Origin of the sequence: Paenarthrobacter sp. R1 (genome assembly GCF_030264015.1) — a bacterium.
GTDB lineage: Bacteria > Actinomycetota > Actinomycetes > Actinomycetales > Micrococcaceae > Arthrobacter > Arthrobacter ureafaciens.
The window spans coordinates 4715397-4727512 of sequence record NZ_CP127115.1; the positions used below are offsets into that span (position 1 = coordinate 4715397).

The 12116-nt window shown below is 63.6% G+C and carries 10 protein-coding genes; 5 read left to right on the forward strand and 5 right to left on the reverse strand.

Annotated elements, in window-relative coordinates; all coding sequences use genetic code 11:
- Positions 1-3 precede the first annotated feature (3 nt).
- From QN084_RS22335 to QN084_RS22345, 3 genes are all read left to right on the forward strand, one after another.
- Positions 4-2964, forward strand: coding sequence for a DEAD/DEAH box helicase (locus tag QN084_RS22335; protein ID WP_062096887.1), 2961 nt, complete (start codon positions 4-6; stop codon positions 2962-2964).
- 85 nt (positions 2965-3049) lie between these two features.
- Positions 3050-4699 carry an amidohydrolase gene (locus QN084_RS22340; RefSeq protein ID WP_069694427.1) on the forward strand — a complete coding sequence of 550 codons (1650 nt, stop codon included), beginning with the start codon at positions 3050-3052 and terminating at the stop codon, positions 4697-4699.
- Between the two features lie 159 nt (positions 4700-4858).
- Positions 4859-5602, forward strand: coding sequence for a polyprenol monophosphomannose synthase (locus QN084_RS22345; protein ID WP_021470503.1), 744 nt, complete (start codon positions 4859-4861; stop codon positions 5600-5602).
- Positions 5603-5681: 79 nt separating this feature from the next.
- Here the strand turns inward: QN084_RS22345 and QN084_RS22350 are convergent, their stop codons facing one another.
- The 4 genes from QN084_RS22350 to QN084_RS22365 all read right to left on the reverse strand — a co-directional run bounded on the left by QN084_RS22350 (position 5682) and on the right by QN084_RS22365 (position 8782).
- Positions 5682-6029 (reverse strand): RNA polymerase-binding protein RbpA, encoded by a 348-nt coding sequence (locus QN084_RS22350; protein ID WP_021470504.1) that lies wholly within the window; start codon positions 6027-6029, stop codon positions 5682-5684.
- Positions 6030-6331: 302 nt separating this feature from the next.
- Positions 6332-7303, reverse strand: coding sequence for an SPFH domain-containing protein (locus QN084_RS22355; protein WP_021470505.1), 972 nt, complete (start codon positions 7301-7303; stop codon positions 6332-6334).
- Positions 7304-7385: 82 nt separating this feature from the next.
- Positions 7386-7847, reverse strand: a complete 462-nt coding sequence (locus tag QN084_RS22360) for an NfeD family protein (RefSeq protein WP_031215946.1) — start codon at positions 7845-7847, stop codon at positions 7386-7388.
- 80 nt (positions 7848-7927) lie between these two features.
- Positions 7928-8782 carry a methyltransferase domain-containing protein gene (locus QN084_RS22365; protein WP_069694428.1) on the reverse strand — a complete coding sequence of 285 codons (855 nt, stop codon included), beginning with the start codon at positions 8780-8782 and terminating at the stop codon, positions 7928-7930.
- Positions 8783-8850: 68 nt separating this feature from the next.
- Here QN084_RS22365 and QN084_RS22370 point away from each other — a divergent pair, with 68 nt between their 5' ends.
- Positions 8851-10902 (forward strand): S9 family peptidase, encoded by a 2052-nt coding sequence (locus QN084_RS22370; protein WP_069694429.1) that lies wholly within the window; start codon positions 8851-8853, stop codon positions 10900-10902.
- On the opposite strand, the gene QN084_RS22375 is transcribed toward QN084_RS22370, so the two are convergent.
- Positions 10899-11621, reverse strand: a complete 723-nt coding sequence (locus QN084_RS22375; RefSeq protein WP_069694430.1) for a peptide deformylase — start codon at positions 11619-11621, stop codon at positions 10899-10901. The two genes, QN084_RS22370 and QN084_RS22375, sit on opposite strands and share 4 nt — an antisense overlap.
- 38 nt (positions 11622-11659) lie before the next feature.
- On the opposite strand from QN084_RS22375, the gene QN084_RS22380 reads away from it, so the two are divergent.
- Positions 11660-12073 (forward strand): nuclear transport factor 2 family protein, encoded by a 414-nt coding sequence (locus QN084_RS22380; RefSeq protein ID WP_062096893.1) that lies wholly within the window; start codon positions 11660-11662, stop codon positions 12071-12073.
- The last annotated feature ends 43 nt before the right edge of the window (positions 12074-12116 follow it).

The following is a 12116-nucleotide window of genomic DNA, read 5'->3' on the forward strand; positions in this document are numbered from 1 at the left end:
GGCATGTCCTCGATTTCCGGCCCACCATCGCCATCGGACCGCTACCGTGCGGCCGCCAACCGGACAGCGGAAGCCAAGACCTACCTGGGCTCCTTCGCACGCACCCTCGACTTTGAACTGGATGACTTCCAGCGCGAGGCGTGCCGTTCCCTCCAGGAAGGGCGGGGAGTCCTGGTTGCGGCTCCCACCGGTGCGGGTAAAACGATCGTCGGCGAGTTTGCCATCTACTTGGCGCTCCAGCGTGGGCTCAAGGCGTTCTACACCACGCCCATCAAGGCACTGAGCAACCAGAAGTTCACCGAACTGAGCGCCAAGTATGGAGCACCCAACGTCGGGTTGCTCACGGGCGATACCACCATCAACGGTGATGCTCCCGTGGTGGTCATGACCACCGAAGTCCTGCGGAACATGCTGTACGCCGATTCCGAAACCCTGGGCGACTTGGGTTTCGTGGTCATGGACGAAGTCCACTACTTGGCTGACCGTTTCCGCGGAGCCGTGTGGGAAGAAGTAATCATCCACCTTCCAAGCGAGGTCCAGGTGGCTTCCTTGAGCGCCACGGTCTCCAATGCCGAAGAGTTCGGGGCCTGGCTGGACACGGTGCGCGGCGATACCGACGTCATCGTGTCCGAGCACCGTCCCGTGCCGTTGTGGCAGCACGTGATGGTGGGCCGCGAAATTGTGGACCTTTTCGCGGGGGACACCACCTTCGATGAGATCGCTCCGGCCCTTCCGGATACGGAAGTTCCCGACCTTGGCGAATCGGAGGAAACCCCGCCGTCGGAATCGAGGGCCGTCTCCGGGAAGTCGGCCAAGCGTGCTGTGGAAGCCACCGTCCGCCACGCCGTGACCGGCCCTGAGTTCGAGGTCAATCCCGACCTCCTTGCCATGGCCCGTTCCGAGAGCCGGATGAATGTGAACGCCCGCTACTCGCACGGCGGGAGGAGCCGCCGTCGCCAGGACCGGCAGCGTGAGGACCGGCAGACCGCACAGCGCAGCCCTGTCCGCCGGGCCAGCAGGCCCCAGGTCATTGACAGCCTGAACCGCCAGGGTCTCCTGCCCGCCATCACTTTCATTTTTTCGCGGGCCGGCTGTGACGCCGCCGTGGCCCAGTGTGCTGCTTCCGGGCTCTGGCTGACCACTGAACGTGAGCAGCAGATCATTGCCCAGCGCGTTGACGAAGCCAGCCACGAAATCCCCGCCGACGACCTCGATGTCCTGGGCTTCTGGGGTTGGCGGGATGGCCTCATCCGGGGTTTCGCCGCACATCACGCCGGCATGCTGCCCACCTTCAAGGAAGTGGTGGAAAAGCTCTTCGCGGACGGCCTTGTCAAAGCTGTCTTCGCGACGGAGACCCTGGCGCTGGGGGTTAACATGCCCGCCCGCTGCGTTGTGTTGGAGAAGCTTGAGAAGTTCAATGGCGAAGCGCACGTCAACATCACGGCGGGGGAGTACACCCAACTCACAGGCCGTGCCGGACGCCGCGGGATCGACGTAGAGGGCCACGCGGTGGTCCTTTGGCAACCTGGCACCGATCCCGCAGCGGTGGCCGGTCTCGCGTCGCGGCGTACCTATCCGCTGAACTCCAGCTTCCGGCCCACCTACAACATGAGCATCAACCTCATCGCCCAGTTCGGCCGGGCCCGGGCGCGCGAAATTCTTGAATCGTCCTTCGCGCAGTTCCAGGCCGATCGCTCGGTGGTGGGGCTGGCCCGCCAGGTCCGCGGGCGGGAAGAGTCCCTGGCCGGCTACGCGAAGGCCATGGAGTGCCATCTGGGCGACTTCAGCGAATACTCGAAGCTTCGCCGCGAACTGAGCGATGCCGAGCAGCACGCGGCCCGCGACCACCAGCGCGCGCGACGTTCCAGGGTGTCCGATTCCCTGACGCGTCTCATTCCGGGGGACGTCATCAGCGTCTCCGGTGGCAGGCTGGCGGGTTACGCCGTCGTCCTGGAAGTAGACCCCAACGCCCGCGAACCGCGTCCGTCGGTCCTGACAGCGGACAATCAATTGCGCCGGCTCGGCGTCCATGACATCGACGCGCCGGTGTCTGCCGTGACGCGCATCCGGATCCCCAAGTCGTTCAACGCCAAGGTTCCCAAGTCGCGCCGCGACCTGGCCGCCTCCATGCGGAACGCGGTCAACGGCGACTCTTCGCGGCAGCGGCGCAACAGCCGGCACGAAGACTTTGGCCTGGGTTCGCGCGCACAGGACCAGGAACGCAAGATTGCGGAAATCCGGCGTGCCCTGAGGGCGCATCCGTGCCACGGATGCAGCGACCGTGAGGACCATGCCAGATGGTCCGAGCGCTGGTGGAAACTCCGGAAGGAAACCGACGGACTGGTACGGCAGATCCAAGGCAGGACCAACACGATCGCCAAGACTTTCGACCGCGTGTGCGACGTCCTGTCGACCTACGGTTACCTGGACACGCACGACGACGGCCGGGTCACCATCAGTGCCGACGGCCAACGTCTCCGCCGGATTTACGGCGAGAAGGACCTGCTCATTTCGCAATCGATCCGGCAGGGTGCCATCAACGACCTCGATGCCGCCGAGCTCGCGTCCCTGGCCAGCACCCTTGTCTACCAGGCCAAGCGTGAAGACCGCGGCCTGCGGCCCCGGATGCCGTCCGTTTCGCTGGAAACAGCAGTAGACATCGTCATCCGCGAATGGTCCAGGCTCGAAGACACGGAGGAACAGAACCGGCTGCCATTGACCGCTGAGCCCGAGCTGGGCCTCATGTGGCCGATGTACAAGTGGGCCAAGGGGCGCCACCTCCAGGAGGTCCTCAGCGGGACCGACCTTGCAGCCGGAGACTTTGTCCGGTGGGCAAAGCAGGTAGTGGACCTGCTGGACCAGCTGGCAAAGATTCCGCAGCTCGACCCCCGGCTCGCACGCATTTGCCGCGAGTCCATAGACCTGGTCCGCCGCGGGGTAGTGGCGTACTCGACTGTTGCCTGAGGCAACCCGAAACGCCTGCCATCACGGAACACACCCTGCAGTGCCAGAACACCCTGCAATGCCAGAACAGCAAGGAGCTTAGCGAATGAACCAGCTTGGCGTGCCCGCCGGCAACACACCCGACCGCAAGGTCACCCTGTACCGCAACGGTTCCATCTACACGGCGGCCGACCCCTTTGCCACCGCCATGGTGGTGGATGGAGACACGGTTGCCTGGGTTGGTTCAGAGCAGGCCGCGACGTCCATCGCCGACGCAAACATGGAGATCATAGACCTCCACGGAGCGCTGCTCGCCCCGGGATTCGTGGACTCGCATGTGCACTTGACCGAGACGGGAATTGCGCTCGAGGGGCTCGCGCTCGATTCGGTGCGCTCAGCGCCGGAACTCCTGGATGCGGTCGCTGCGGCCCCCGGGACCGGCCCGGTTCTGGGACATGGCTGGGATGAGTCAACCTGGGGTGACCGAAGCCTGCCCACCCTTGAGGAACTGGACAGGGCATCGGGTGGCAGGTCGGTTTACTTGTCCCGGATCGATGTGCACTCGGCGTTGGTGTCCTCTTCCCTCGCAGAGGCGGCAGGACTGCGCGGACTCGACGGTTTCCAAGGCACTGCACACGTCCTGCGGACGGCCCACGCAGCTGCAAGGATCCACGCGCGGACATTCGATGACGGCACCCGCCGGACCTACCAGGAAAAGACCCTGGCAGAGGCCGCGAAGAACGGCTACGTCGCGCTGGCAGAGATGGCCGCACCCCATATCTGCGGCCCGGAAGACCTACGGCTCGCAGCGTCATGGAACGCCTCCGGCGTACATCCCCTTGTTCTGCCGTACTGGGGTGAGCTGGCCACCTCAGCTGAAGAGGGGCGGCAGATCCTGGACAGCCTGGGCACCGAGGTGCTTGGCCTCGCCGGGGACTTGAACATGGACGGCTCCCTTGGTTCGCGGACCGCGGCTTTGAGCGCTGACTACTCCGACGCCGAAGGCAACAGCGGAAACCTCTACCTTTCCGTGGAAGAGGCCGCCCAACACCTTGCCGCTTGCTCATTGTTGGGAATCCAAGGCGGATTCCATGTCATTGGTGATGCCGGACTGGCCGCCGTGCTGGATGCCTTGGATGCAGCCGCGTCAGAGGTCGGCGAGCAGCGCGTCAGGGCAGCCGGCCACCGCCTGGAACACGTGGAACTCGCAGATGCGGCCGCCATTGAACGCCTCGCCAAGCACTCCGTTACCGTCAGCGTTCAGCCTGGCTTCGATGCCGCATGGGGCAAGCACGGCGGGCTGTACGAACAGCGGCTGGGTGAACGCAGCCGGGCAATGAACCCGTTCGCCTCCTTCTATGCCAACGGGGTACCCATTGCCTTCGGCAGCGACAGCCCGGTAACCCCGCTCCGCCCGTGGTCAAGCATCCGCGCCTGCCTGGAACACAGCAACCCGGAACAGCGGATATCGGCCAGGGCAGCCTTCCTGGGGCATACCCGCGCGGGCTGGCGTGCCACCAAGCACCGGAATCCGCTCATGGGGCAACTGGTCCCGGGCGCCCCCGCGAGCTTCGCGGTATGGGAGGTGGAGGAGCTCATGGTTCAGGTAGCGGACACCCGTGTGCAGTCATGGAGCACCGATCCGAGGGCGCGTACTCCCTTGCTTCCGGCACTGGATGCTGGCACCGACCCTGTGTGTCTCCAGACGGTGCGGGAAGGCCGGGAACTCTTTGCCCACGAGTCCCTTCGTGCCTGATTGCCCGTAACCTGGTTCAGTTCCCTGTGCCGTGATGTGCGCGGCGCCACAAAGGCAGGGAGCTTCAGAACCGTCACCCTATAATGGAGAGTTGCGCCAGAACGCCAGCACCAACGCTGGTCCGGCACACCGACCGCTCCATCAAGGAAAGGCCTCTTCTTGCGTGTCCTGACGATCATCCCCACCTACAACGAGCTGGAATCGCTCCCGAAGACACTGGGCCGCCTGCGTGCAGCAGTTCCGGAATCCGACGTCCTCGTGGTGGACGACAACAGCCCGGACGGAACGGGGCAACTCGCGGACGGCATCGCCGCCGAGGACAGCCAGGTCCATGTCCTGCACCGCAAGGGCAAGGAAGGCTTGGGCGCTGCCTACATCGCCGGTTTCAAGTGGGGCCTCGCGGCTGGTTATGACGTGTTGGTGGAAATGGATGCCGACGGTTCCCATAAGCCTGAGCAGTTGCCGTTGCTGTTGGATGCTGTCAAGGACGGCGCCGACCTCGCCATGGGTTCACGATGGGTTCCCGGCGGCAGCGTCGTCAACTGGCCGCTGTACCGGCAGGCGATTTCGCGGATCGGCAGCACCTACGCCCGACTAATGCTCGGAGTGAAGATCAAGGACGTGACCGGGGGCTACCGGGCCTTCCGCCGGACCACTTTGGAGGCACTGAAGCTGGATGAAGTCGAGTCGGTCGGCTATGGCTTCCAGGTTGACCTTGCGTGGCGTGTGGCCAAGCTGGGCCTGCGCATTGAGGAGCGCCCCATTACGTTCGTGGAGCGTGAATTGGGCGCCTCGAAGATGAGCGGAAACATCGTGGTGGAAGCCATGATCAACGTCACCAAGTGGGGCCTCGCTGCCCGCTGGGCGAAACTCACCGGAAAGAAAGCCGGCGTCACCAAGTAGGCGGAAGTTTCTGATACCAAAAAAGTCCGGGTCCGGTTCCGAAAGGAACCAGACCCGGACTTTTTGCTGTGGGCTTCGGTTACGCCGAACGACGCTCGCCGCGACGTTCGCGGAGGATGTTCAAACGATCCTCAAGAATCTGCTCCAGCTCAGGAAGGCTGCGGCGTTCCAGCAACATGTCCCAGTGGGTACGCACGGCTTTCTCGTTCGCATCGACAGGACGTTCGCCGTCCACCAGCAACGCTTCCTTGCCGGTCTTGGAAACCCAAACAGGGGGAATCTCGGCCTCGGCGGAGAAAGTCACGAAGACCTGCTCGCCGTCCTCGCAACGGTACTCGACCCGCTGGCGCGGTGCCGGTTCTACACCGGATTCGGTTTCCATGCTTTGGGCGCCAAGACGCATGCCCCGCAAGCTGCGATCGCTCATGATTACTCCCTCTGTCTGTTCGCAGGGCCGTCAACCCCGCGCTAGCCGCAGGCCGGCACATCGTTCGCCTGCGGACTACTTCTGCACACCTTGCATCACATATTGCAACGCCTGGCCAAGCTTTTATGTTCCATCCGCGCTGAACAGCCGGACAAATATCTCATTATACGCCGCGCTGGGGGGCTGCCCGAACACAGGGCCGAAAAGAAGCCAGCGCAGAAACGAACAACAGAGCAGAAACGAACACAGCGCAGAAAAAAGGAGCAGCCGGCGCTTGACCGGCTGCTCCCTTTCTTCAGCTGCTACTCGGCAGGCCGTCGCTGCTCAGCGGTTTCCGGCTGGCTGGACGCACCCGAACCGCCAAAGAGCCCCTGGACGGGGGAGTCTCCGTTGGCCCCACCCAGTGCGCCTCCGATGCCTTTGAGGGCCTCGCCCACTTCGCTGGGAATGATCCACAGTTTGTTGGACGTACCCTCTGCCAGCTTCGGGAGGGTCTGCAGGTACTGGTAGGCCAGGAGTTTCTGGTCCGGGTTTCCCTTGTGAATGGCATCAAAGACCTTCTGGATGGCTTGGGCTTCACCGTCGGCGCGCAGGATGGCCGCTTTGGCGTCACCTTCGGCCGCAAGGATTGCTGCCTGCCGTTGACCCTCGGCCGTCAGGATCTGGGACTGCTTGGTGCCTTCCGCAGTGAGGATTGCGGCGCGGCGGTCACGTTCGGCCCGCATCTGCTTCTCCATCGAATCCTGGATGGAGTGGGGCGGATCGATGGCCTTCAGCTCAACCCGCGAGACCCGGATGCCCCAGCGGCCCGTGGCTTCGTCCAGGACTCCGCGGAGCTGGCCGTTGATCTGGTCACGGGAAGTCAGGGCTTCCTCAAGGTTCAGCCCACCCACCACGTTACGGAGCGTTGTGGTGGTGAGCTGTTCCACGGCCTGGATGTAGTTGGCGATCTCGTACGTGGCAGCCCGAGGGTCCGTCACCTGGAAATAGACCACGGTGTCGATGGAGACCACGAGGTTGTCTTCGGTGATGACCGGCTGCGGCGGGAAGGAGACCACTTGTTCGCGGAGGTCGAGCAGCGGCAGGAGCCGGTCGACAAAAGGAATCAGGATGGTGAGTCCCGGGTTGAGCGTCCGCTGGTACTTGCCGAGCCTTTCAACGACGCCGGCGCGCGCTTGCGGGATGATCCTCACCGAACGGACCAACACGATGATGACAAAAATAACGAGAACAATCAGCACAATTGCTGCCGCTGTTCCTCCCAGGCCGTCCATACATCTCCTTCATTCCCCAATTGAGTGGTTTGGTGCGGCGACGAGGGGCAGGCAACGGCCGCCCGTCGGCAAAAGTGCGTAGTCAGTGCGGGCTGTCTCCGGCAGTGGAGGCCACTACCGCCGTTGCGCCGTCGATCTTGGTCACCTGAACTGTGGCGCCGGCATCGAGCGTTCCCGAAGTGCTGCGGGCAGTCCACACGTCGCCCCCGATCTTGACCAAACCGCTGGTTCCGTTGACGGCTTCGATGACGACGGCGGACTGTCCAATAAGGCGGTCAATGTTTGTCCGTTGTTCTGCGGGCCCTTTACGGAGGTGCTTCAGCGCAACGGGGCGGACGAAGGCGATCATCAGCAGGGAAACGACGCTGAAAATTACGATCTGCAGCCAGAAATCAGCACCGGCGAAGTCGGCGATCAGGCCGGCAAGCGCGCCGCCGCCCAGCATGATGAAGAAGAGGTCGAGGGTGAGCATCTCCACCACTGCGAAAGCGAGGAAGACGGTGAGCCATAGTGCCCACCAGTTCTCGCCGAGCCATTCGAACATCGGTTCCCCCTTGGTCCCGGACTCCGGAGACGGAATCAATCGCGCTGTTATTCCATCCTAGCCCGAGGCGGAGGCCCACGTCAGGACGGCATGTCGCCCAATGTGAAGACGCTGATGCTGAACCTCGCGGTGGTGGATACCGGTCCGCCTGCGCGTGCTTGTTCGGCAAGTTCCACGGGGTCGCGGTGGTGTCCCGCGGGCCCCATGAAGGCAAGGTCTGCCAACGTACCTGGGTCCAAAGTGAGCGGTATGTCCAGCTCCTCGGAATGTTCCAGGCTGAAGTGACCGCCGAGCGAGCCGGCGAGCCGTTCCTCTTTGTCCTGCTGGATGGAAAGCATGCCCGTACGCCCGGCAGCTTCGGCCAGGTGCCCCTGCCGCGGGGTGACAATGACCAGGCGTCCTCCCGGGCGGAGGACGCGGGCGAATTCGACAGCATTGCGTGGAGCAAAGACCACGAGGATGACGTCCACGGAACCGTCAGCCACGGGAAGCGGCCGCCAAATGTCCCAGACGATGTTGGCAACCTGCGGATTCACCCGAGCAGCACGCCTGAGGGCGAATTTGGAGATGTCCAAGCCAATGGCGTCCACTGGCCGTTTCTGAAGGACGGCATGCAGGTAATGGCCGGTACCGGTCCCGGCATCGAGCACCAGCGCGTCGGGGCTATCGAGGAACTGTGCTGCAAGGTCGGCCACGGCGTTGGAAAGTGGCGCATAGTGCCCGCCGTCAAGGAAGCGTTGCCGGGCCGAAACCATGTCCGCAGTATCGGCTTCGAACACAGTGCCCTTGCCGGTCAGGAGGTTGAAGTAACCCTGCTTGGCGGCGTCGAAAGCGTGGCCGGAGGCGCAGAGCAAACCCCGCACCTGCCCAACGCCGGTTTGGAAGCCCGCCCCGCACACAGGACAACGAAGCACAGCGATGGCATCCTCAAGCATGGGTCCAATCCTACGGGGACGGAGTGTCCGGCCCGCGCCCGTGACCGGGGACGGCTAGGCTCACCAACGTGAAACCCGAACAGCTGCCCTTGGTGAACTCCGTCTCCGCCCCTGCGATCCACCCGGACGGGTCAAGGGCCGTGGTGTCAGTCAGCAGGCCCGATTTCGACGGCGACGCCTACGTTGGACAGTTGTGGACGGTTCCGCTGGACACCACAAAACACCCGCGACGCATTACGCGGGGATTCCATGACACGGCACCTGCTTTCTCTCCGGACGGCCTCGTCCTGGCGTTCCTTCGGCGCGAACCGGACGGCAAACCACAGCTCTTCGTCGTGGAGTCGGCCGGCGGTGAACCGCAGCGCATCACCGACGTTCACTCCGGCGTCGAAAGTTTCACCTGGGCGCCGGATTCACACAGGGTGGTTTACACCGCCCGGGTCCCGGAGGCGGGACGCTACGGAACGGTCGACGGCGTCACCTCCGGACGTGAGGATGCGCGGCTTATCCGCGCCAAGCAATACAGGCTCAACGGCATCGGCTACCTTGCCAACCATCGGAAGCACTTGTTCCTGGTGGAAGTGCCGGAACTTGGGGGTGAGCCTGCAGTCCAACCGACAGGGCGCGCTGCCCGTGAGTTGGCGCCGGGAACGTTCACCGGCGTTCCCTATTCCAAGCAGCTCACCTTCGGGGACGCCGATCACGACTCACCGTGCTTTTCGGCGTACGGCGAGTCCATCTATTTCGTCGCGTCATTGCACGAAGGGCGCGACGACGATCTGGTCCGCTCCATTTATCGCCTGAACGCCGCGGGAGGGGAGCCGCAGCCGGTGTTGCCGGCAGACGGCACCAAACGGACTGTCACGGCGATCAAGCCTTCTATGAACGGTCAATGGATCTTCTTCACCGCGCAGGACCTGGGCGAAACCGGCCTGGATTTCGTAGCCCGCAACTCAGTCCTGTACGTCATGCCGACCGACGGGGGAGAGGCACGTGCGCTTACGGACAGTGAACATCTGGATGTTTCCGGTCCGCTGGAGCAGGGAGGCGCAGAGAGCGTCCTGGTCCTGAACACGGCGCTCGGATCCGTCGAACTGCTCAGGGTACCGGCCGACGGCCCCATCGAACCCCTCGTACACGGGGCGAGGGTAGTGCTTGGCGCAACAATGGCCGCCAACGGAGAAATCGCCCTCACCTTCACGGATGCGTCTACCGCTGGAGACGTGGCATCCCTGGAACGGGACGAGTTGCGTCACCTGACAGACTTCTCGGCGGAACTGCGCAACAACTCCCGACTGTCCGAGCCCCTGGAAGTGGAGGCAACCTCGGCTGACGGTTATCCCGTGCAAGGCTGGGTGGTCCTCCCTGACGGGCCGGGACCCCATCCCGTATTGCTGAACATTCACGGCGGACCCTTCGCCCAGTACACAGGCGCATTCTTCGACGAGGCCCAGGTGTATGCGGCCGCGGGTTACGCAGTTGTGATGTGCAACCCACGAGGCTCCGCAGGCTACGGCCAGACGCACGGACGGGCCATCCGCGCGCACCTGGGCAGCTTGGACATGCAGGACGTCTTGGCCTTCGTGGACGCAGCAACGAAGGAATTTCCCGCTTTGGATGCCGAACGCCTGGGCATCATGGGCGGATCCTACGGCGGTTACCTCACGGCATGGACCATCGCGCACGACCACCGCTTCAAGGGCGCGATCGTGGAGCGCGGTTTTCTGGACCCAGTGAGCTTCACCGGTTCGGCGGACATCGGTTGGTACTTCAGCCAGGAGTACCTGGGCACCTCAGAAGAACAGTTGATTGCCCAAAGCCCCATGGCGGTGGTCGGGAAGGTGAGAACTCCCGTCATGGTCATCCACAGCGAAAACGACCTCCGCTGCCCGCTGGAGCAGGGCCAGCGGTATTTCGGCAAACTTCAGGCCCAGGGGGTTGATACGGAACTCCTGGTCTTCCCCGGCGAGGACCACGAGCTCTCGCGGTCCGGTACGCCGCACCACCGCAGGCAACGGTTTGACCACATCCTCGCGTGGTGGGCGCGGTACCTTCCTACCCCGAAGAACCGTCCTTCTCCGGCAAGCGACCCGGACCGCCAAGCCGCCTCTGACCGCTAAGACCCTGACCGCTGGGCTGACGGAGCATGGGTTCCGTTGTCCTGGTCCGGCAGGAACCCCAAGGTATGCCTGGCTTCATCGATGCCCGGCTGCGCCCAACGCGCAGAGTGCTCGGCGTTACTGGATAGCGAACGCAACTCTGCCCGATCAAGGTACAACGTTCCGTCCAGATGGTCCGTTTCATGCTGGGCGATCCTGGCCTGCCAGCCGGAGAGCAGTTGTCGGTTCTGCTGCCCTTCCGGTGTCAGGTACGTGAATTCGATCTGCCTGTGCCTGGAGACGACGGCTTGGTACCCGCTGACGGACAAACACCCTTCATAGAAGGAAGCCGTCTCCGTCCCCACGGACCGATAGCGGGGGTTCAGTACAGCAAGGAACTCGAGTGGCTCCCTGTCCCGGGCAGCGGACGACGCCGGGTCGATGGTGTATTGGTCCTCCAGGACAGCCACCCTCAGGGGAATACCGAGTTGCGGCGCAGCAAGGCCAACACCGGGTGCAGCGTGCATGACCTCACGCATCCTGGCAATGAAAGCTCCAAGTTCGGCCGCGTCGAGCTGGCCATCGAAGGGAGCGGCCAGCTGCCGGAGAACGGGGTGGCCGGCCTGGACGATTGGTGGCATGGCCTCAGCGTCCAGAATGCGGCGGACGGCGTCCCTGATCCGGACAGGAGTGAAATCAGTGGCAGGGGCTGTTGCACCGGAATCGGAAAGATGGGTCATGGGTCGAGCTTACGGGCACGTGGGATAGGCTCGTGACGATGAGCAGCGATACCAACCCTTTGGATGTAGTACTGGGCTTCGTGCGGACTGTCGAAGCAGGCGGTGGCTCCGCCGACATCGAGCCGTTTCTCACCGAGGACTTCACCTTGACGGAGTGGCCTCACGCCTTATCTAAGAACGGTTCCACACGAACGCTGCAAGAGACTTTGTCCGGGGCCGACGACAGTAAATCAATTGTCTCCGACCAACACTTCGAGGTTGTGCGCAGCACCACCGAGGGAAACCGCGTGGTGCTGGAAATGAACTGGTCCGCCACGCTACTGCTTGACCTGCCGCACTGGGATGCCGGCGAAAGGATCCGTGCGCGGAGCACCGCAGTGTTCGAACTGCGCGATGGACGCATCGCCAGCCAGGACACCTACGACTGCTACTACACGCAGCCCGAGCAGTAACGGAACGCGGCCGACGAAGGTCAAGCCCGCCCGGCACGGCCTG